At 52.7% G+C, this 22,121-nt stretch carries 19 protein-coding genes and 1 riboswitch; of the genes, 7 read left to right on the top strand and 12 right to left on the bottom strand.

Going from position 1 to position 22,121, the window contains the following annotated elements:
* Positions 1-20: 20 nt before the first annotated feature.
* Positions 21-1,208, top strand: a complete 1,188-nt coding sequence (locus IE054_RS05905) for a mandelate racemase/muconate lactonizing enzyme family protein (RefSeq protein ID WP_189404296.1) — start codon at positions 21-23, stop codon at positions 1,206-1,208.
* On the opposite strand, the gene IE054_RS05900 is transcribed toward IE054_RS05905, so the two are convergent.
* The gene (locus IE054_RS05900) at positions 1,198-2,046 is read right to left on the bottom strand and encodes an amidohydrolase family protein (RefSeq protein ID WP_189404295.1); all 849 of its coding nucleotides are present in this window, start codon (positions 2,044-2,046) and stop codon (positions 1,198-1,200) included. The two genes, IE054_RS05905 and IE054_RS05900, sit on opposite strands and share 11 nt — an antisense overlap.
* A 2-nt stretch (positions 2,047-2,048) precedes the next feature.
* Positions 2,049-2,801, bottom strand: coding sequence for an SDR family NAD(P)-dependent oxidoreductase (locus tag IE054_RS05895; RefSeq protein ID WP_189404293.1), 753 nt, complete (start codon positions 2,799-2,801; stop codon positions 2,049-2,051).
* 214 nt (positions 2,802-3,015) lie between these two features.
* On the opposite strand from IE054_RS05895, the gene IE054_RS05890 reads away from it, so the two are divergent.
* Positions 3,016-4,776: an acyl-CoA dehydrogenase family protein gene (locus IE054_RS05890; RefSeq protein WP_189404291.1), complete on the top strand. Its 1,761-nt coding sequence runs from the start codon at positions 3,016-3,018 to the stop codon at positions 4,774-4,776.
* Between the two features lie 238 nt (positions 4,777-5,014).
* Here IE054_RS05890 and IE054_RS05885 read toward each other — a convergent pair whose 3' ends face one another.
* The 5 genes from IE054_RS05885 to IE054_RS05865 form a co-directional block, all read right to left on the bottom strand.
* On the bottom strand, positions 5,015-5,875 hold the full coding sequence (locus IE054_RS05885; RefSeq protein WP_189404289.1) for a tetratricopeptide repeat protein: 861 nt from the start codon (positions 5,873-5,875) through the stop codon (positions 5,015-5,017).
* 219 nt (positions 5,876-6,094) lie between these two features.
* Positions 6,095-6,646 carry a hypothetical protein gene (locus IE054_RS05880; RefSeq protein WP_189404287.1) on the bottom strand — a complete coding sequence of 184 codons (552 nt, stop codon included), beginning with the start codon at positions 6,644-6,646 and terminating at the stop codon, positions 6,095-6,097.
* Between the two features lie 22 nt (positions 6,647-6,668).
* Positions 6,669-10,235 carry an ExeM/NucH family extracellular endonuclease gene (locus IE054_RS05875; RefSeq protein WP_189404285.1) on the bottom strand — a complete coding sequence of 1,189 codons (3,567 nt, stop codon included), beginning with the start codon at positions 10,233-10,235 and terminating at the stop codon, positions 6,669-6,671.
* A 316-nt stretch (positions 10,236-10,551) separates the two neighbouring features.
* A complete protein-coding gene (locus tag IE054_RS05870) occupies positions 10,552-11,079 on the bottom strand; it encodes a DUF3016 domain-containing protein (protein WP_189404283.1) in 528 nt (175 codons plus the stop codon).
* Positions 11,080-11,251: 172 nt separating this feature from the next.
* A complete protein-coding gene (locus IE054_RS05865; RefSeq protein ID WP_189404282.1) occupies positions 11,252-11,611 on the bottom strand; it encodes a hypothetical protein in 360 nt (119 codons plus the stop codon).
* 300 nt (positions 11,612-11,911) lie between these two features.
* Between IE054_RS05865 and ccoG the strand changes: the two genes are divergently transcribed.
* The 4 genes from ccoG (at position 11,912) to IE054_RS05845 (ending at position 17,430) form a co-directional block, all read left to right on the top strand.
* A complete protein-coding gene (ccoG, locus tag IE054_RS05860) occupies positions 11,912-13,342 on the top strand; it encodes a cytochrome c oxidase accessory protein CcoG (protein ID WP_189404280.1) in 1,431 nt (476 codons plus the stop codon).
* Between the two features lie 2 nt (positions 13,343-13,344).
* The gene (locus IE054_RS05855) at positions 13,345-14,331 is read left to right on the top strand and encodes a serine/threonine protein kinase (RefSeq protein ID WP_189404278.1); all 987 of its coding nucleotides are present in this window, start codon (positions 13,345-13,347) and stop codon (positions 14,329-14,331) included.
* Positions 14,332-14,404: 73 nt separating this feature from the next.
* A riboswitch (cobalamin riboswitch) is annotated at positions 14,405-14,637 on the top strand.
* Between the two features lie 54 nt (positions 14,638-14,691).
* Positions 14,692-16,623 carry a TonB-dependent receptor plug domain-containing protein gene (locus tag IE054_RS05850; protein ID WP_189404276.1) on the top strand — a complete coding sequence of 644 codons (1,932 nt, stop codon included), beginning with the start codon at positions 14,692-14,694 and terminating at the stop codon, positions 16,621-16,623.
* Positions 16,624-16,797: 174 nt separating this feature from the next.
* Positions 16,798-17,430: a thiol:disulfide interchange protein DsbA/DsbL gene (locus tag IE054_RS05845; RefSeq protein WP_189404274.1), complete on the top strand. Its 633-nt coding sequence runs from the start codon at positions 16,798-16,800 to the stop codon at positions 17,428-17,430.
* A 111-nt stretch (positions 17,431-17,541) separates the two neighbouring features.
* Here the strand turns inward: IE054_RS05845 and IE054_RS05840 are convergent, their stop codons facing one another.
* Positions 17,542-19,107, bottom strand: coding sequence for a SulP family inorganic anion transporter (locus tag IE054_RS05840; RefSeq protein ID WP_189404272.1), 1,566 nt, complete (start codon positions 19,105-19,107; stop codon positions 17,542-17,544).
* 223 nt (positions 19,108-19,330) lie between these two features.
* Here IE054_RS05840 and IE054_RS05835 point away from each other — a divergent pair, with 223 nt between their 5' ends.
* Positions 19,331-19,621 (top strand): hypothetical protein, encoded by a 291-nt coding sequence (locus IE054_RS05835; protein ID WP_189404271.1) that lies wholly within the window; start codon positions 19,331-19,333, stop codon positions 19,619-19,621.
* A 39-nt stretch (positions 19,622-19,660) separates the two neighbouring features.
* Here IE054_RS05835 and IE054_RS05830 read toward each other — a convergent pair whose 3' ends face one another.
* From IE054_RS05830 to IE054_RS05815, 4 genes are all read right to left on the bottom strand, one after another.
* The gene (locus tag IE054_RS05830) at positions 19,661-20,374 is read right to left on the bottom strand and encodes a substrate-binding periplasmic protein (RefSeq protein WP_189404269.1); all 714 of its coding nucleotides are present in this window, start codon (positions 20,372-20,374) and stop codon (positions 19,661-19,663) included.
* A gap of 198 nt (positions 20,375-20,572) precedes the next feature.
* A complete protein-coding gene (locus tag IE054_RS05825; protein WP_229805017.1) occupies positions 20,573-21,154 on the bottom strand; it encodes a nucleotidyltransferase family protein in 582 nt (193 codons plus the stop codon).
* Positions 21,155-21,159: 5 nt separating this feature from the next.
* Positions 21,160-21,486: a BolA family protein gene (locus tag IE054_RS05820; protein ID WP_189404267.1), complete on the bottom strand. Its 327-nt coding sequence runs from the start codon at positions 21,484-21,486 to the stop codon at positions 21,160-21,162.
* Between the two features lie 10 nt (positions 21,487-21,496).
* Positions 21,497-22,117 (bottom strand): alpha-ketoglutarate-dependent dioxygenase AlkB family protein, encoded by a 621-nt coding sequence (locus tag IE054_RS05815; RefSeq protein WP_189404265.1) that lies wholly within the window; start codon positions 22,115-22,117, stop codon positions 21,497-21,499.
* Positions 22,118-22,121 lie beyond the last annotated feature (4 nt).

Genomic DNA, 22,121 nt, shown 5'->3' with positions numbered 1-22,121 from the left:
TTTCTTAAAGGACGCAGAATATGAAGATAACCAAAGTAGAAATATTTGATATTGAATGCCCGAAACGGCCAGTCTGGAATCCGGTATTTGTGCGCATCTATACCGATGAAGGGATCCATGGCACCGGCGAAGCGGGGCTGGCGTATGATCTTGGTCACAGCGCCGCGGCGCATATGATCAAAGAGATTGCTGAAGCCATGCTGATTGGCTTCGACCCGTTCATTACAGAAGCCCTGTGGGCCAAGATGCTGCGGGAAAGTTTCTGGGGATTAGGCGGTGGTCCGGTGATATATGCGGCCATGAGTGCCATCGATACCGCACTGTGGGATATTCGCGGCAAGGCCTTAAACCAGCCGGTATATAACCTGCTGGGTGGCAAGACCAACGGTAAGCTGCGCTGTTACGCCAGTCAGTTGCAATTCGACTGGGATGATGAGATCACCAAACTGAATGCGCCGGCTGACTATGCCCGCGCTACCGAGAAAGCCATGCAGGACGGATACGATGCGGTCAAGGTCGACCCTATTGTTTACGACAAAGACGGCGTCACGCACTATGATCGCACCCGCTTGTTTACCCGTCAGGAAATGAACCTGTTCCGCGCACGGCTAAAAGCCATGCGCGATGTGATGGGCGATGACGGTGACATTATTTTTGAATGTCACAGCCTGTTAGGTGCAACGACCGCCGTACAGTTAGGCGATATTGTTGAGGAAATGGACTGTTTGTATTACGAAGAGCCGGTCAATTACCTGAATGCACGCCTGCATGACAAAGTTGCCCGTAAGGTCAATGTGCCTATTGCCGGTGGGGAACGCCTGTACAACCGCTGGGATATCCGTCCTTATCTGGAAGAGCAGTCGATTGATGTATTGCAGCCTGATGTTGGCCTGTGTGGCGGCTTTACCGAGACCAAGAAGGTCTGTGATTATGCCGATATTTATGATGTGCGTATTCAGGCCCACGTGTGCGGTGGCCCGGTGGCCACGGCAGCCAGTCTGCACCTGGAAACGGCTATCCCTAACTTTTTGATCCACGAGCATCACACCTATGCCACCAAGGACTGGAACCGGGAGCTGTGTATTCAGGATCCACAGCCCGTCAACGGCTATATTGAAGCGCCAGACACGCCGGGCATCGGCATTGAACTGAATGATGAGGTTGTCTACCGCTCACCCCATATGACCGTTACCGAGCTTAAAGGTTAAGCTGGTACCAGTGACAGGCATTCGCCGCCAGCAGGGGTTGCTGCAGCGCTGGCGGCAGCAGCCGCCGGTAACCCTGCCACAATGACGCGTAGGGCATACGCCAGCGGCACAGCGGGTAATTGGAAGCCAGCATCACTCGCGAGGTGTCAACATGTGTCAGTACTGTCTCAAGCACATGCTGTACATGTTGCCACTGCCAGTCACGCTGCTGCATTTCCCAGCCAGATAACTTAATAGCCACCTGCGGATACTGAGCCAGGGTTTTAAGCCCTGCACGCCAGTCTCGCTGTGCCCCGCCCTTTGGTACGGGCACGCCCCCGTGATTGATAATAACGCGTAACGCCGGCGTTTTTTCAAGGACATGACACAGTGCCTTTACAGCGTGCCTATCACTGAGTGCAAACTGGGCATCAAAGGAGAGCCCGGCTGCAGCAATCGCCTGCAGGCGATGGATAGTCTGGGGAGCAGAGAGTATCTGCGCCGCGTTGTCGTCCAGAATATAGCGCACTCCCACCACAGAATTCATCTGGCACAGGGCCGCCAGCTGCGCGTTAAATGCCGAGCCCGTGAGATCAATGCCCGCCACGGCTTTAAATGGCAACCGGCATACCCGGTTAAGCCAGTGGATTTCACGCCACGGTCGCTGATTGTCAAAGCCGGCTTCAATATGGACAAAGCCCGCTACTGCCGGTTCACCAGCAACAGGCAATAAGTGCGGCAGCGCCGGTTCCCACAGCCGGTGCTTGTCCGGCCAGAATGGCGGGTTTTGTGGCGCTAGCCAGTGATAGTCCCCCTCGTCGGGATTAAAGAAATGCAGGTGCGGATCGACAATTTTCATACTTACTGCGCGGTATAACCGCCATCAACCGCATGTAAGCTGCCGGTAATAAAACTGGCCTTGTCGCTGGCCAGAAAGTAAACCAGTTCTGCCACATCTTCAGGCTGTCCCAGACGTCCTATTGGCTGCGCAGCGGCTTCCTCTTTAACGATAGCCTGTTTATCTACACCCGCACGCGCCACATAGTTGTCGATAGCATTATGAAACAGCGGCGTTTCGATAGTGCCCGGACACACCGCATTTACACGGATGTTGTCAGAGGCGTAATCCAGCGCGGTAGTGCGGGCGATCGACGCCAGGGCCGATTTGCTCATACCATACGCAAACGAGCTTTGTTTCCCCACAAACGACTGATCCGATCCCATCACCACAATGGCGCCGCGTTGCTGGGCACGCATGCGCGGTAACACGGCACGAATCGCGCTGTACGCGCCTTTAATATTCACATTAAATACCCGGTCGAGCAGCGCTTCATCGGTTTCTTCAATGGTGGCAGAGACATGAAAACCGGCATTACACACCAGCACATCAATGCGCCCGCTTTGCTGCCCGGCCTCGGTTATGCAGCGCTCGACCGCAGACACATCACTGACATCACATTGCAGCCAGGTGGCGTTTGCCACCTTTTCAGAAAAGTCTTCCAGATCCAGGTTTACAACCTGGTATCCCTGTGCGGAAAAAAGCTGGCACACGGCCAGACCAATCCCTTTGCTGCCGCCGGTTACAATACACAGTGGCTGACTGGTGTCTGTCATTTCTTACTCCAACGTTTTCATGCGCTTTCATTTCATAGCGCAAAGCATGCCAGTAAATCAGACTGGATGCGACACCTCTGCAGCTTACCCGGTTTTGTGTGGTTCGCCGTATTGGTTAAATTGCATTAAGTTTTCACCGTTGCGCGTTACATCGTGCTTCGTTTCGGCGTATACTGGAAAAATTAAAACACTTGTTTGAAAAGAGGAGACGCGCATGCCTCAGTATCAGGCGCCATTGGCCGACTTTCAGTTTCTGATGAAAGACTGGCTGTCGATGGATGAACACTATCAACACCTGGGCATCGGTGAGTTCGATATGGAACTGGCCAGTGAAGTACTGGCACAGGGTGCTAAATTTGCTACCGACGTGGTAGCGCCCCTTAACCGTGAAGGTGATGAGCAGGGCTGTCGTCTGGAAAACGGTGAAGTCACGACCCCCGACGGATTTGCCAAAGCCTATCAGGAGTATGTTGAGAATGGCTGGAATGCCATGCTTGGCACGGCTGAGTATGAGGGGCAGGATCTGCCCTATACTATGGCGGTGCCGGTGCATGAAATGCTCAACTCGGCTAACTTAAGCTGGCGGCTAACTACCATGCTGACCGAAAGTGCTGTTCTGGCCGTCACAAAGCATGCAACGGATGAGTTAAAACAGACGTATCTGGCGAAACTTATCAGCGGTGAATGGACAGGCACGATGAACCTAACCGAGCCCCATGCCGGTACTGACCTGTCTTTGCTGAACACCAAAGCGGAACCGCAAGGTGATGGCAGCTATAAAATTACCGGCAATAAAATCTTTATTACCGGCGGTGATCAGGACTGGAGCAGCAATGTCATTCATATGGTGCTGGCGCGCTTACCTGACGCCCCCAAAGGCGTTAAAGGGATCAGCCTGTTCCTGGTGCCTAAATTTCTGCCGGATGCTAATGGCGATGCCGGTGAACGCAATGCCGTGTCCGTTGGCAGTATCGAACACAAAATGGGCATTAAAGCCAGCCCCACCTGTGTCATGAACTACGACGGTGCCACTGGCTATCTGGTGGGTGGCGAGCACCAGGGTCTTGCGTGCATGTTTACCATGATGAATGATGCACGTTTCCAGGTTGGCTTGCAGGGTCTGGGCGCATCAGAAGCGTCTTATCAGGGCGCACTGGAATACGCCCGCGAGCGCCTGCAGTCACGTGCCCCGCAAGGCGTTCAGCAACCGGATGAAAAGGCGGATGCCATCGTCTTTCAGCCGGATGTCGCCCGTATGCTGCTGATCCAGAAGTCTCTGACGGAAGGCTGCCGGGCGCTGTCACTTGTCTATGCCAAATACATGGACATTGAAAAACTCGGCAGTGATGATGAAAAAGTACATGCTGATAAGGTCCTGCAGTTCTTAACCCCGGTCTGCAAGGCCTTTATGACCGATATGGCACTGGAAACCACCAGCTTAGGTATCCAGATTTATGGCGGTCATGGCTATATTCGGGAATGGGGTATGGAACAGCTGATGCGTGATACCCGTATCGCGCAGTTATACGAAGGCACCAATGGTATTCAGGCGCTGGATCTGATTGGCCGTAAACTGACCCGCGATGGCGGCAAGATGCTCGATGCGACCTATGAGGCTTTCGCTGCGCTTATTGACACGATGACCGATGAGGCCCTGACAGACAAAGCCCGCATCCTTCTGGATGACTGGCATCAAAGCTCAAAAGACTGCCTGTCGATGGATGCAGCGGATGCTGCCGCCGCTGCCTGCGATTACCTGGCCTACTGCGCATACTCGTTGATTGGCGTGATGTGGTACAGCATGGCGGATGCGGCATCGCGCGGTGACAATGCCACCATTGCCTCATCAAAAATGAAAACCTGTCAGTTTTATGAAAGCCGGGTACTGCCCCGCCGTGATGCACACAAAGCTGCCTTTCAGGCTGGCTGCGAGGATGTGCTTGCAATAGCTGGCAGTGAGTTCGATTACCTGTAATCCCCTCACCACAACAAAACACCCCGGACAGGGGTGTTTTGCTTTCGTCAATCAGCATGTCCGCGCGTTATATTCTCAATGATTACTGTAAGATAGATATCTGGCAACGGCCAGTAACACTGCGCAGGACGTCAGCCTTCTTAGCGCTGGCGGAGCCAGCCGCTCTCCACAGTTACGCGCTCTGAACTGACGACTTCAGTGTAGTGCGCCAGCCTGATGAAGACTGGCGCATCTGACATTAGAAACGTGAGTTGAATAACTCGACTTCAAATGGGGTGTGAAACTGGTAAGCCATGTAACGCTGCCAGTTGGCCACCGGGACCGTGGAGCAGCTAAAGACATCTTCGCAGTCCCTGCCTCTGATACGGGTACCAGTGGTCTTTTTGTGGATATCACTGGGCGCGGCCTTAAACAGTTTCAGACCATAATCCAGTACTTCTGCCAGATTTGGCCCGTTAACCGTGATCACCTCATAACGCTCATCGGGAGGTGGCAGACGATACGTTTCCAGTGTTTCAGGACTTTGGCCAGGGATCATCGAGTCTGGAGCGCGTTTTATGGCGGCAATGGTGGCAGGCAAATTTGCTTCGGTCAGTTCGCCCTCGTCACTTAGCCGGCCCAGCGTATAAATCACATTATGATTCTGCTCTTTGATTGAACGTGCGATCCATTCATCCGCACGCTCCAAATCTTTTAGTCCGTATTTATCGGTACTCAGCACTTCGCCCATAAAGTAAATCGCGGTGGGATGGTCGCGCTTGGCTGCATCGGACAGGTGCACCAGGCCTTCTTCCCGTTCTTCCTGCTCACCGTGCTGGAGCATCAGCAGGCCCATTTTGTAGCGCCCCAATACCGAGCCCCAGCGCGCCGCTTTTTTGTAGTAGTCCAGCGCCTTTTCTTTGTCTACATCAGTACCATAGCCATTCAGATACATATCGCCGACCATTGACGAGGCATCAATGTGCGATTTCGCATAGCGCTTATAATCCTTGAAGTATTCGCGGCATTCTGACGTATCACATTCGCCCATTTTCACAGGCTCGGCCGTCGTGTAGAAAGCCGCAGTCAGTAAAGGAAGGAGTAGCATTTTTTTGATCATGATATACATCCCTGAATGAAATTTTTTTAATCTTCCTGTCGTAACATAAATCAAAAATTTACATATTTCCAACTTTTATGTTGCAAACTATTTTCATCGGCAGTCTAAATTTTTATAATTATATCAATGTGCTGGCGCACACTTAGTGAAAAAAGCCCCCTGACCTGGCGGTCAGAGGGCGACGGGATCGTACTGCTGGCGAAGGCCAGCGGAAAGGGTTTAACGTCTGAAACGACGCAGCATCAGGCCAAGCGCGAGTACAAATAGTCCCAGCGTGTGTGGTACCGGCACAGACTGCGCCACCGTGACCTGCTGACTGGCCGTGTTTTGCGCCAGTACCACTGGCATTGCTGGCGTCATAAAGCCACCGCTGTACAGCTCACTTAGCATTAGCGATAAACTGGTGGTACCTGCCGAAAGCGCCTGCAGCTGGAGTGAGAACAGGGTTGTATCTGCCGACACCATTACATCACCTAAATTGAAATAGGTGACCCCCACCCCCGCCGGGTTTTGCGCAGCAATAACGCCCATAGGCAGTGAAGACGACGCGCTGTCAGTCACATAGTCAAACAGTGTGTTGTCAAACAATACGTTAAGATTAAAGCTGCTGAATGCCACCATTTCACCGCTGCCTTCGTCTACATCAAGGATAGCCGAAAGCGTCAGTGGTGTTGTCAGGGCGTCATCAGCGCCACTGATATCTAGCGTTATCATCGCAGCCGAGGTATTCGCGCTGGCAAGCAGCAACAATAGTGCGGTTAAGATTTTCATAGGTAATACTCCGTTTTCTTAGTTATTCAGCAACGCACATCTGGCGGGTGCAAAGGCTGTACAGGGTGTAAATGTCCAGCATGTTGACCACACCGTCACTATTGAGATCAAAGGCCATATCAATGGCTTGCCTGGCCGCTATTGCGGTCATCAGACCACGTATATCGTTGATATCGACATCGCCATCGCTATCCCAGTCACCCCGCACCTGCGCGGCTGGCAGTGAAAATGAAGCAATGACCGGATCGTGATCAGAGGCACGGTAAACCAGTGTGTTAAGCAGGGATGACGCCTTGTCTTCTTCGTTGTAATCAAGCAGTGACAATTCATCGGCATTGATGTGCCACTCGGTGACATCGGTAAGCCAGGCATGGGCCGCCTTGTTCACCAGCAGGTAATCCAGCGTGCCGAGCTGACCATCAAAGGTGTAGCTGTAAGCCGACTCCCCTAACACGGTGGCTGCGCTGTCGATCCAGCCGGCATCCAGCAGTGCCTGAATGGGATCCTCTTTGGCGTAGGCGTTCAAATCGCCCAGCATAATCGCCGGCATAGCGTCAAACTCACTGCCAAGCCAGGCGTCAAGCGCCTGGGCAGCGCGGGTCCGGGTCAGGTTACAGTTGCCCTGGCCGAACTCGGTATCGTCATCGCCTGCACCACAGCCTGAGCCTTTCGATTTAAGATGGTTCACATCAACCACAAAGGTCTTGCCTGAGCTGCTGTGGGTAAAGGCCTGAGCCAGCGACGGACGGTTTTTACCATCATCGAACAGTACACCACGCTCATCGCTAATGCTGTTGCTGCTATCCAGTAGCTTAGGCGCATTCAAAGGCGTGACACGCTCTACCTGATAGATAATACCCACCGCAATGGCATCGGTTCCCAGCGTGCCCTGATCATTGGTCAGCGCCGACGCATTCACGTAGGCGTAGCTGTCGCTGCCGACTTCGCTATTCAGAGCATTTACCAGCTGTGCAATCGCACTTTGTGTACCATACCCATCGTTTTCTATTTCCATCAATCCGATGACATCTGCATCAATAGCAACAATGGCATTTACAATCTTAGTAAGCTGGCGCTGGTATTCGCTGTAGGTGTCTGCTCCACGTGCCGTTGGAAACCCGCTTTCATCGCCATTACCGTTAAACAGGTTAAGCACGTTAAAACTGGCAATGCGCATATCCGCGTCTGTCAGCACTGGCGCTTCATTGCGCAGATTAAGGTTAACCACATCCGGCAAACCGGTCAGCTGTACCCGGTAACGGTCAAAGCCATAGCCCATGACACCCTGAATATTGCTAAGTGCATCGCCTGCACGCAGCGTATTAAACGGTGACAGGTTTGGAGGCAGGTACGGCGTGGGATTGCGCGCCGTGTCGCTGTCATCCACCAGCAGACTGTTGAGCGCATTGCTTTGTCGCAGAGCCTGCGCTTCGTCGCTGCGCGGTGCATAGAGCTGATTGGGGTTATACAATCGTTCAGACGCCACACCCAGCTCCCCAAACCGCTGATAGTTGTAGGTTTCAGTAATAGTAAGCGCCTGCTCACTAGCTACCAGCATGCCCTCCAGCGCTTCAAAGTCAGCCTCTGAGGTCACCGGCAGACTCAATGCCGTCGGTTCGATGGTATCTGCGGACGCTGAACACTCGCTCACTCCTGCAATATCAGATAACTGGGTCTGGGAGAAGTACTCGCCCGCTGTCGCCAGTACGCGGAGTTGCGCACCCTGTGAAACGGACTCACCGGGCGCATACACAAACACTCCCTCAGACGTGGCCGGATCGTTATCAGTGTCAGTGGCTTCCTCCTGCAGATAAAAGCCGTCCAGCCCTGGGGCGACATGCGTCACGATCCCCTCGACAACAACCTGCTGCCCTTCCAGTGGCGTGACAAAGCCATTGCCTTGCACGGCGCTGATCAGAGTTGCGTTTTCACCGCACTGGCCTAACTGGGCGTTATTGTCACCATTATCCCCGTCGTCGCCAGGCCCCTGGTCACAGTCACTGACATCGGTATCGGTGAAGGTTTGTCCCGCATTGATACTTCCGGCGCTCTGTGCCACCGGTCCGTCCCAGGTGAAGGTACAGCGCTTGTAGCCCGTGCCGGTGCGCTGCAACGAGAAGCCTTCCGCCTCGCCATTCTCCTGAACGCCGATATCTGTGCTGGTCATGCCATCCGCCGGACCACCACTGGCCGTCATGACCCCCTCATAACTGATAAATTCAAGCACCTGCCCGTCTGCCACCAGTGCAATACCATCAGGTCCGCCATTCTGAATGCCATTCGTGGGTAACGACAGTACCGTCACACCAAAGCCGTTGCCGTCTGGCGCTTCACTTATCACGCCGGACAGCTGCTCAGTGCGATACACGCTATTATTTGAGCCATTATAAAAAACCAGAGAGACAGTACTCAGATCGGTACCGGCAGGTCCTGCGAGTTCAACAAACTCGTCATTGTCTGTGCTCACATCGTCATAATGGAACTCATTGATAAACAACAACGATGTGTCACCTGTACCACTGTCACTACCGTCATCGCCACCGTCTTCATCAGATGTGTTACTGAATACCTGAGTAAGATTTTTCTCGCCGGGTGTCTGTGCTGCCGCGTCACGCCAGGAAAAGTCTTCATACCGGTTGCCTTCACCACCTAGCTGCAGTGATTCGCCAACGGCAACAGCGCTTTCACTGACACCGATGTCGGTGCTGAGCATGCCTGCGGCTGTCCCTTCTGATGCGGTAAACGTACCTTCATAGCTAATGAACTGCACCACCTCCTGAGCAGGGTTAATCAGAGCAACACCATCCGGTGCACCGTTCTGAATACCGGGCTGAAAGAAAGCCAGGGTTCCCATACCCGCCTGCTCATTCGGCACGACGCCGCTTAATACGAGGGTCTCGTAGCGTGTGCCATTGCTGCCGTTATACAGCTCCAGGGTATAGCCGCCCAGGTCCGTGCCGGCCTGCGCCGCAACCTCAATAAACTCGCCAACATCACCGCCGGTATTGTCATAGTGCAGCTCATTGATAAACGGTTCGCGGCTAAAATCGAAAGTTTGCTGTTCATTCGTATCGCCCTGCGTGGCCATGCCGGTTGTCCAGGTAAAGTCTGTATAGTCTGCACCGTCACCACGTAGCTGTACCGACATGCTGTCTGAGGTACTACCGTCTTCACTGACGCCTACATCCACACTGGTTTCTCCGGCCGCCGGCCCAGCGCTGGCAGTCAGCGTTCCTTCGTAACTGATGAACTGAATCACCTCGCCTGCGCTGTTAACCAGCGCCAGGCCGTCGGGTGCACCATTTTGAATTCCATTTGAAGGGTATGTCAGCAGGTAGGTGCCTACGCCTGTGCCAAGCGAGGTTACCAGGCCGGACAGGGAATCGGTGCCATAAGGCTCGCCGTTGGCACCATTGTACCGGATGAGCTGATAGCCACTCAGATCCGTGCCTTGTGGGGCAATAATTTCAACAAATTCATTACGGTCGCTGCCAGCGTTATCGTAGTGAAACTCATTAATAAATACAGGCGTCGACATGCCAGTGCTGCTGACAAGTGCAGTTAGCAGTGCGGGATAGGCCAGTTTCATGGGCATTCCTTTTTTGATTTATTTTCGGCGCGCATTCGGGGCGCTAAAGGAACTGAAACGTAACAGGGATAAATGACAGATTCTTGACACTGACCAGATGTTCAGGAATACATTAAATATTCATTAAAAACAGACACTTGAGGATTTGAACAAAATCGAGCGCCATTTTCTTGTAAATTTTTCTGACGCCTGCAGGGCTGGCAGAAAGCGAAAAAAAACCCACTTTGGCTTATTCCTTCTGCCTTAGTGGGTTTTGCTTCCATTGTGGTAGGATGTAAAAAGACCTGACAGTTTTAAATAAACTGTCATAAAAAATTCATTGTCTGGACAGTTGTTTCTGGCTTAATTCTTCATTAAACCAGTCTTTCAGCATCCGCTTTTCATAACGCAGGTTGTCCCAGTGATTACGTTGCGTGAGTCCATCCATGAACCCCATATCCTTTATCGACACATCGGCGCTTTTCATTACTTCACCACTGCCGCTGGTCAGTGTATAGCTAAAAGCTATACGTGGAATATCAACGCTTTTAATCAGCCTGACTTCGCCGCCTGTAGAGCCGAAGCCCACGAATGACGCGGGCCAGACCTGCCCGGCCAAATCAACATTGGTAACGGTTATATCCCAGACCGCATCGTCAGGTAAGTCCTGCGCAAGCTCGTTGAAGTATTCCTCAAGGTTAGTAAATACCTGTTTTCGGAACGCCCCCCGGGACTGATTAGCAGGATCAATATCCCGGTATTCATCAGGCTCCTGCCAGGTCACTTTCACCTCTGCGGCATGGAGTGTCGTGCCAAGCGAACACAGCAGCGCTGCTGTGGCCAGTTTGCTGTAGACAGGTTTCATGTTCACCTCCACATTCAGTATCAGTTACAAAGCACAGACAGCAGCCGTCAGCTTTATCTGCACTTTTACGTTACCTTAATGTATTTTTACTGAACTAAACCTGAACAGTTCATTATTCAGGCAGAGCAGGCCGGTTAATCAGATATTCTCTGGCCTTCATTATCAGGGTAGGTCAAATCGTGAGTAATTCAGAGGCTTCGATCTGTGAACAGAAGTAGTGCAGCGAGGCACCATTGACGAAGGGGTTTTTGTCATCACCCTTGCAGTAATACTTGTGAAAATGGCGAACACTGCCTTTGTTCTTCAACACGTCGTTCAGGTATTCACGCTGATAAGGACGCATGCTTTCCATTGGCCCCGCCATCGCTTCGTGAACCTGTCTGAGTTCCACCTTTTCAGGAATAGTCGCAACATGTTCAATCCAGCCGGACACTTTTCCCTGCACATCAGACAACAAATACTGCGCAAAGGTAGACTGCAGCGCCATTATCAGTATTACGACTTCTGATAGGATGATTAACCAGCGAAACATGACTGCCTGACCTCTACTTGCTGAACTGACCTGCACGAATTTGCCTGTTGTCTGATACCGTGCGTATGTGATCTCATAAACGTAATCGTTACTATACCTGCGGTATTGGCCCAAACCTACCAATAATGCTTATGCGCCACACGTCATAGGTATAAAATTCATACTATTTCAAAACTTTCAGTATTGACTGAAAGTTCATAAACAGCGATCATACCCCGAACATTGATCTAAATTAAACAACGAAGTGCATCGCTTGTTATACTTGCCCGCGCTGTCTTGCCAGAAACGGATTGGTCACTCATGAACGAAAAGATCCCGGTTAAAAATGTCGCACCGGTTAAAGTCCACAAACCTTCCTCAGCGGATGCTGCCAAATCAGCTAACCGAAACCGTATTTATGTTCGCGCGGTACAGGGGCCTCTGGAAACGTTCCGCCGTTTTTTCGGTTTTTTCTTTCTGGCGTTGTTTGCACTTATTCCCTGGATTCGGTTTAACGACCATCAGGCAGTGTTACTTGATATTGCCGAGCAGCGATTCACCATCTTTTCACTGACCCTGTGGCCGCAGGATCTGACCTTACTGGCCTACATTTTCATCGTGTCGGCGTTTGCCCTGTTTTTTGTGACCACGTTTGCAGGCCGTGTCTGGTGCGGTTTTATGTGCCCGCAGACTACCTGGACCTATATTTTCACCTGGTTTGAAAAAAAATGTGAAGGCCCGCGTAACAAACGTATTAAGCTCGATGAACGCAAAATGGACTGGGATAAATTCTGGCGTAAAACCGCCAAGCAAACTGCCTGGGTGCTGGTCTCATTGCTGACATCACTCACCTTTGTCGGTTACTTCACGCCCATTGATGCGTTGTTTATAGACTTTTTTACGTTTAACACCGGCTTCTGGGCCGCATTTTCAGTGCTGTTTTTCGCAGTATGTACCTACGGCAACGCGGGCTATATGCGCGAAATCATGTGCACCCATATCTGTCCGTATGCCCGTTTTCAGTCGGTGATGTTCGATAAAGATACACTCACCGTAGCCTATGACGCCAAGCGGGGCGAGCAACGCGGACCGCGACCACGTAAACTCACGCATAATCAGGTTAAGGAGAAGGGCCTGGGTGATTGTATTGACTGTGCCCTGTGTGTGCAGGTCTGCCCGACCGGCATAGACATTCGCAACGGTCTGCAGTACGAGTGTATTAACTGTGGTGCCTGTGTGGATGCCTGTAATGGGGTCATGGATAAAATGGGGTATCCCAAGGGGCTCATCAGCTTTACCTCTGAAGAAGCGCTGTCAGGCGGTAAAACCCACATATTACGGCCAAAACTGCTTGGGTATCTGATTGTCCTTGTGATCATGATAGGTCTGTTACTGGCCAATATCATGCTGCGGGTACCACTGGAAGTCGATATAATTCGCGACCGTAATACCCTTTACCGTGAGACCGGTGATGGCCTCATCGAAAATGTGTATACGCTGAAAATTCTGAACAAATCGCAACAGACCCATACCTATACGGTGGCCGTAAAAGGGCTGCCTGACTATCGCTACACCGGAGAGCAAACGGTGACCGTTGATGGCGGGGAGGTGTTTAGCATGCCGGTTTCCGTTGCGACGGACGCCTACAACCTGGAGCAGGCAGTGACTGAAATTTATTTCCATGTTCGTACCAAAAGCACCGACAGCGGTGTGGTAGAGGTCGATGAACCCAGCAAGTTCCTGTATCGCTGAGTATGTCTGATTTTGCTTTTTCCGGCCTTGGGCCGGGCATGATACTGGATGCACTGGAACACTGCGGCATCTTTCCGGAGTCCGGCCTGCTGCCACTGAATAGCTATGAAAACCGGGTGTATCAGTTTGTCGCTGACGACGGCCGGCGCCTGGTCGTTAAGTTTTACCGGCCATTACGCTGGAGCGATGCGCAAATTAATGAAGAGCATCAGTTTGCGCGCGAGCTGGCAGATGCGGATATCCCGGTTGTGGCACCACTGGAGATTGATGGCGCCATGCTTCACCACTGGCAGGGGTACCGGTTTGCAGTCTTTGTGTCTGTGGGTGGTCGTCAGTTTGAAAATGACAACCTCGACCAGCTGGAATGGATGGGCCGCTTTATTGGGCGTATTCACCGCGTTGCCCAGAGCCGTCCGTTCAGTGAACGCCCCAGTATTACCACGGCGGATTTTCTGGATGCGTCACGAGGTACACTGGAAGACAGCCAGCTGATTCCTGATCAGCTTAAGACAGCCTTTTTTGCTATTCTTGATCCGGTCATTGACTGTGCCCGTGCACAGTATACCGACTACCGTCCTATTCGCCTGCATGGCGACTGCCACCCCGGTAATATATTGTGGCGCGACGGCCCGACCTTCGTTGATCTCGACGACTGCCGGATGGGTCCGGCTATTCAGGATCTGTGGATGATGATCAGCGGAGACCGGCAACAGCAACTACTGCAACTCGACACGTTGCTTGAGGCCTATGAAGAATTTCAGCCCTTCGACAGTCGGGAACTGGCGCTTATCGAACCGCTGCGCGCAATGCGTATGGTGCATTATATGGCCTGGTTGTCGAGACGCTGGGAAGATCCCGCCTTTCCCCGGGCATTTCCCTGGTTTGCAGAAGACAAATACTGGGAGAACCAGATACTGGCCTTAAAAGAGCAGCGCTCGGCACTGGATGAACCGCCGCTGAGCCTGTCGCCGCAGGGCGGGAATTGGTGATCCGCCTCTACGCAACCTTTTTTATCAATACCTTATAACTACCTGACAATTTCATAATGCCGTTACTGCAGGTATACTCAGCCGCGGTTGTGGTGCTCATTTTATGAGTTAAACGGGAAGTCAGTGAAAAACTGACGCTGCCCCCGCAACGGTAAGCGAAGAGTCACCTCTTTATTTCCAGTCGCCAGACAGTCACTGGGCCGATAAACCGCACAGGTAACCCTGTGCCAGATATCAGCCTGGGAAGGCGGAAATAGCGCACCTGCGTTCGCGAGCCCGGATACCGGCCACCCATCAGGTGTCATTCGACACATTTTTTTACGTCACGCACTCGGGTGGAGTGCCAAACGGGAACACACAATGACAAATACGACCTTTTACAAGGCAGCGGGTATTGCTGCCCTGGCGGGCTGCGCGTTTTTGCAACCTGCTATCGCTGCCCCAACCGAATCACACTTCGAGCACATTACCGTAAACGGTTCGCGCCTGGCCCTGCCGGGGGCACAACTGGCGGCAGCGCGCACGCTACTGACACGTGAGGACATCACAGCCAGTGGCGCAATACAGGTTACTGATTTACTGCGCGGTTTACCCGGCGTGAGTATTGCGCAGTCCGGCAGCCCTGGCGCACTGACCGAAATCCGTCTGCGCGGCAGTGAGTCTAACCATCTGCTGGTACTGATAGATGGCGTCGTCGCCAACGATATTGGCCAGGGTAGTCTGCTTGATCTGGCCCATTTAACCACCGCTAATATTGCCAGCATAGAATTGCTACGAGGCCCGCAGAGTGCACTGTGGGGCAGTGGCGCAATTGGCGGTGTGCTAAGTATTACCACCCTGTCAGCCTCAACCGAGGACGGGCAAACACACGTAAGTGGCCGGGTCGGCGCAGGTTCCCGGAATACAACGCAGGCCGCGCTCAATGTCGCAACCGGCAATGATGAACTGGCCTTCCGTGGCTACCTCAACCGGTTTGAAACCGACGGTGACAATGTTGCGCGCACCGGCACGGAAGACGATGGCTATGAAAACCTGACCGCTGGCGCAGCGTTTTCCTACGCCTTGTCGCCGGAGCATGCCTTCGACTGGCGCCTGCGCTATACCGACTACCAGAATGACTATGACAGCATTGACTCGGTTAATACCGGCCTGCCTGCCGACTCCGACAATGTGACTGATGGTACGCAACTCACCAGTAACGTGCGCTGGCGCTACACGCCGGTCAACAGCGATTATTCAGGTGAGCTGAGCTGGCAGTACCATCAGGACAAAAACGATAACCGTGTCGCGCAGGCTGACGCGGGTGGCACCACAGGCCGGCGCCAGCAACTGACCTGGCTCAATCGTTACGATGTGTCTGATACCTGGCAGGTCGCCGCCGGCCTCGACTATCAGCGCCGCGAGTTTGAACAGCGCGGCCCGGTTAATTTTGGCGATCCCAACCAGACCCGTCACGATACCACACGTGCGCTGTTTGCCGAGGTGGCCGGCTCGCCGGTTACCGACTGGCATACCTCTCTGAGCGCCCGCTATGACGATAACAGCGAGTACGACGATGCAGTAAGTTACCGGGCAGGCCTCACCTGGGATGTCAGTCGGGCCACGGCACTGTTTGTCAGTGTCGGGCAGGCGGTGAAAACGCCAACCTTCACAGAGCGATTTGGCTATTTTCCCGGCAGCTTCGTGGGCAACCCTGATCTTAACGTCGAAACCAGCCGCGAATGGGAAGTAGGGGTGCGAACGCAGGTCAGCGATACCGATATCAGTATCAGCGCCTTTGATACAACACTTACCGATGAGATCCTGGGATACGTATTTGTGCCCGCACTAGGTAGTGCAACCGCACAGAATGCGCGTTTCGACAGTCACCGGCGTGGGCTTGAAGGCAGCCTGGATTATGCCACCAGCCTGGCGACATTGCGTGTGAGTTATACCTACCTGGATGCAGATGAGCAAAGCGGCAACAGCACGCTGGCCGAGCTGCGCCGGGCCAGGCACCAGGGCGCACTGAGTCTGCGCTCTGACCTGGGTGTTGAAAAGCTGAGCACCTACCTCAAACTCAGCTATACCGGCAGCCGTCAGGATATGTTTTATCCCCCTTATCCTCAGTCTGCCCGTCGCATCGCACTCAGGCCTTACACGCTGGCATCGGTCAACATTCGTTATACGCTAAGCCCTGCCTGGCAGCTGGCCTTGCGCATTGATAATGCACTGGATACCGATTATGAGGATATTGTGGGCTATGCTGGTGAACGGCGGCGCGCACGTCTGACCTTATCCTATACCCTCTAAACCTGTTGCGGCCGCTGCTGCGGTCGCTGTGTCACCGATGTCGCTCGCCGTGGTGTACCCGTTGCTCTCTGCGGCAAACGCCCCGACTGCGTAGATATAGACGCTAGGCGCGCCCTTTTCTCTGTGGTAGGCTCAAATCGTTTTAATTCAGATTGACTGAGGAAAGTTCGTCACATGAAAAAGTTTGCCGTATTGCTCATCATGGCGCTGTTATTACCATTACAGGCCTGTGCCCAGGAACAGGGTGCGAAATGGGAAAAAGGAACACACTATAAAGTATTGGATGAAGACGCGACCGACAAGCCAACCATCACCGAGTACTTTTCGTTCTGGTGCCCGCACTGCTACAACTTTGAACCCATTGTCGCCCAGATAAAAAACAACATGGGTGACAATACCCGGTTCAATAAAGTCCATGTGAATTTTATGCGGGTAGGCGGTGGCCAGGCCGTTCAGGATGATGCCACCAAAGCGATGATGATTGGTCGTGCACTTAAGCAGAGTGAAAAGCTTAATGCAGCGATTTTCAATTACATCCACGAGCAGCGCGCGTCGGTTACCGGCATGAAAGATTTGCGCAGTATTTTTGCTGTCAACGGTGTCGACACGGCTGAATTCGACAAGCTGGCATCCAGCTTCGGCGTGAACAGCATGGTGAAGAAAAACCAGAAAATGATCGACGACTACCGTTCGCACTTAAACGGCGTGCCGACGTTTATTATCAATGGCAAATATATGCCGGTGTTTACCCGCGAAATGACCCAGGATGATATGGTTAACCTGATTGTCTGGTTGTCAAACCAGTAACCGCTACAGGCAGTTGTGAGGTGACTCACAGTCATGCATAAGAAAGGGGCCGTTCTGGCCCCTTTCTTGTTTCCACTTTTACCTTATGCGGTTTGTACCACAGTGTGCTTATTATCCAAGCTCATCGGTGGCAACCCGGTAGCGCGGATCTTCGTTAACGTTGATTTCCACAAACTTATCCGCTTTGCGCAACAGCGACCGGCACTCTTTGCTGATATGACGAATATGTAGCTTCTTGCCGTTCTGCTCATATTTATCGGCCAGCGAGTCCAGCGCATCAACGCCCGACGAGTCCCATATCCGCGACTCTTCAAAATCGATAACCACATCCGTCGGATCATTAGCAACATCGAACAGATCTCTGAAATGCGACACAGAGCCAAAGAACAGCGGTCCTTCCAGGTGATAAACCTTCCAGCCGTCATCATCAATCCGTGACTTCGCCGCAATGTGCGTCGCATGCTTCCAGGCAAATACCAGCGCTGACACGATTACACCCACTACCACCGCAATGGCCAGGTCGGCTGCAACGGTGACCGCAGTAACCAGAAACAACACAAACGCATCTTCTTTGTTCACACCACGGATAATTCTGAACGACGCCCATTCGAAGGTTGCAATCACAACCACAAACATTACACCGACCAGGGCGGCCAGCGGGATCATTTCAATCAGCGGTGCAGCAAACAGAATAAAGCCCAGTAAAACCAGCGCCGCCGTGATCCCGGATAAGCGTCCGCGACCGCCGGAATTAATATTGATCATACTCTGACCAATCATGGCACAACCGCCCATTCCACCGAAGAAACCGTTAACGGTATTGGCAACACCCTGACCTACACACTCTTTGTTACCGCGGCCACGGGTATCGGTCATTTCATCAATCAGCGACAGCGTCAGCAGTGATTCAATCAGGCCCACCAGACACAGGATCACCGAGGTTGGCAGCACAATCATCAGCGTTTCCCAGGTGAAGGGCACCATGGGTACAGAGAACGACGGCAGTTCCCCGGCCAGGGTGGCATTCTCTTTTTGTCCGGCTGGCAGCAGATCGCGCACAAAATCCAGTACCGTACGCGCTTCCAGATCGAGGCCATGAACCAGCAACGTAACCGTTACAATAGCAACCAGCGACGCCGGTACGGCGGTAGTCAGCTTAGGCAGCAGGTAAATGATAGCCATGGTCAGCGCCACCAGCCCTAACATCCAGTAAAGCATGGTGCCCTGCATCCAGGTCAGTTCACCGGCCGCATCAATAACTTTGAACTGCCCCAGTTGCGCCAGGAAAATCACAATCGCCAGACCGTTTACGAAGCCCAGCATGACTGGGTAGGGCACCAGACGGATAAATTTCCCCAGCCTGAACACACCACACAATATCTGTAATAACCCGGCTACGAGTACGGCGGCGAATAAATACTGTACGCCGTGCTGAGCAACCAGCGCGACCATGACCACGGCCATGGCACCGGTCGCCCCGGAGATCATACCCGGCCGGCCACCGATTGCCGAGGTGATCAGGCCCATGAAAAAGGCCGCATAGAGACCGACCATCGGCTCTACACCGGCAACAAAGGCAAAGGCGACCGCTTCGGGGACCAGTGCCAGCGCAACCGTTATTCCGGACAGCACATCATTTTTGACGTTGCTGTCTTTATTGGTGATGATGTCAAACATGCTTTTCCAAGTGTTTGTTGGTTAAAAATCGGGCGGCGATTCTATCACCAAACGAAATTTAAGTCTTTTAACAGATTGTAAAAAGGCACAATGCAGATATATCAGTGAGGCACTGATGAGCCAGCCTGGGGGATTGGTAACGCGTATGATGGTTTTAATTCCCTGCCGACTCAGCAATAATACGCGCCTGTAGACACCCAGTTGCACTTTCACAGGAGTATGCGTGGTCCCTTATTTACTCACCGGCCTGGCCGTCGTTGTTGCCTTTATCATTCATTGGTTTGCCCCGAAATCTTTCTGGGGTGCAACGCTTATGTCAAGCGCGGTAATTTTACTGCTCAGTATTGCTGCGCTATACATTTTTCAGGCCTCAGGCGTACTCATCAGTGAACGCACCGGCGAAAACGTCGATTTTTCTGGTCACCTGCTTTTTATTACTGTCAGTATTGGTTTTTTTGGGTTACTGGTGTCTGTGTTTGTTGGCTGGTTTTTACGTGTCATGCGCGCCCCCTGAAACCGGCCTACCTGTTGCCATATCGCCGCAGGCGCGTAGCTACGGCTGAGCGGCGTTTTCATGGGCACGGCGAAGGGCGGCGAAATCGCCGTTGGCAACACCCTGCTCAATAATCCGGTTGAGCTTTTGTCGGTCCGGGTAGAAGTCTGACTGTTTACTCAGGCCAACATAATAGCTGCGTATTTTTCCTGGCTGATAGTCTGCAACAATAATTTCGTCATCCAGCCCCAGCTCCCTAAGTTCAAGACGGGTGCTACTTTCAAAGTGTGTAAACGCATCGATTCGGCCTAAATGCAGCAACTGAATTTTTTGCCGCAGACTGGATACCCGGACCACCGCCCGGTACATGCCTTTCAGGTCCAGCATCGATGCCGGATTATCAATCGTCACCCCGACAACCAGTGAAGACAGATCCTTCGCCGATTGCAGGGTTTCGCCATGATCTGCACGAATAAAGTAGGTATTTCTAAGGTCTTCATAGGCTGGCTTTAAATACACAAAGCCGTCCTCTTCGTAGGCGTTTTTAAGCCCTACCATGATATCGATTTCCCCCTGCTTCAGTGCATCAATACGACGGGCAAACGGCATGGGGTAGATAGCCAGGTCACTGTCCATTTTTTGCGCTATATAACGAAGGTATTTTGCGTGCAGGCCATCAGGAAACTCCGGCGACACCGAGCTTTGCAGCACCGGTTGTGCAGCCTGAGCAGTCAGAGGAAAGCTGATGCACAGCGTTACTAGTATACGTAGCATTTTTCTGATGACGCCGCTCCGGCGGGAAGGCGCAAGCCACATGTGTTTTTCCCCTGTCCTTGTGTATATCTGCGCATTGAAAAGCATACTACTGGCTTTTCAATCCTTTAGTTACATTATGATAACAGCCCGTCATTGATGACTGGCCCATACTACGATTAATACCGCAACGGCTGCGATAATCGGCGCCTCGGATGGTCAGGCTTGTGCTGAGACGATGTGCAGTTGCGGCCAGTTTGCCTGCCAGTTTTTCTGCTTTACACGCTGCCGAAAAACGGCCGGTTGCGGATAACGTGGATTGATCGCCACCTGCAGTGAAAAAACAGCACTTAGTCCGAATGGTGCGCACACCAGTAACCCATCATCTGGCTGTAATCGCACGCCAACGCAGGTGGGCAGCTCTATCCAGTGAGCAATCGCATCGCTGCAGTCGGTATAAGGGGCTCGTCCGTATTTTGTATGCATTCGCGCCTGATTCTTCACCTGCCAGACTGCGTCAGGGCACAGGGATGTCAGCCTTTCCTGTAAACGCATTTCACTGTCTCTGCTGACATTGTCTTTATCATAATAAACCAGATCGACATCATTTAAAGGCGTGGAAGACTGCTCATGCAGCGCATCCCATATGGCATTGCGCACAAAGCCCGCAGCAATAAACCAGTCCGGCAGCGAAAGCTCCCGGACTGCACGCAGGCAACGCATGCGAAAGGGGTCCTGTCGAATGATCGCGCAGGTACGGTGCAGTTGCGAGGTCGAGGCCCCCTGGATCTGGTCAGGCACCGACGCTACCGGTTGTCGAGGCGACTGCCACCCAGACAGGCCGGAGACGCTGTGGCCTGCCCGCCGCGCTTCTCCCACTCCTGTGGTGTAAAGGTATGCAGCGCCAGTGCATGTACCGGTCCTTCAAGTGCCTCACTGAGCAGGCCGTTTACCTGACGGTGCCGGGCAATCAGCCGACTGCCAGTAAAATGTTCGCTGACAACCGTTACCTTAAAATGCGACTGCGCGCCTTCCGGTACATTGTGCATATAGCTTTCGTCTGTCACCTCAAGCAATACCGGTGACAGTTCACTTGTCAGGGTGTCCTGAATAAACTGTTTTACATTTTCCACTTTTTGCTCCTCAGCGAAGGTATCGGAAAGTCAGATTAATTCTGCTGCTCAGTAACTTTCGGCTTTTATTTATCCCATGCAGGTAATGTGCTTGTGTCCCGTGCCCCATGACAAGCAGACTGCCGTGCTCAAGTACCTGAGTAATGCGCTCTTTGCTGTGCTTGTGCTTGAATATAAAGGGCCGGGCTTCCCCCAGAGAGACAGAGGCGATCACAGGATCAGGCCCCAGCTCCGGTTCATCGTCGGCATGCAGACTCATACTGTCGGCGCCATCCCGATACCAGTTTGCCAGCACGCTGTTAAACGGGCAGCCGGTAGTACGCTGGCAGCGTTCACGCAGCGTCGTAAGGGCCTCTGTCCAAGCACTCGGTGACAGGCGCATGCCCGAATAGCCATATTCACAGCCAGGATCGCCGTGCCATGACTGCAATCGCGGAATCGGCATGGTTTTACCAAACAGATGCACCGTATCCTGACGCCAGGGCAGCGTTGTTTCAAGCTCATGCTGTAATGCGGTGGCTTGCGCTTGGGTCAGCCAGCGCGGATAATACTGCACGTCTGCATCAGGCAATGGCAGTCTGACAGACGACTGCGAAGCTGGTGCCGGATCTGAAAACAGCGACATCTGCATGCTG

Source organism: Alteromonas halophila, from assembly GCF_014651815.1.
Lineage (GTDB): Bacteria > Pseudomonadota > Gammaproteobacteria > Enterobacterales > Alteromonadaceae > Alteromonas > Alteromonas halophila.
The sequence above is the reverse complement of the archived record's forward strand: the minus strand, read 5'-3'. Positions and strand labels throughout refer to the sequence as shown.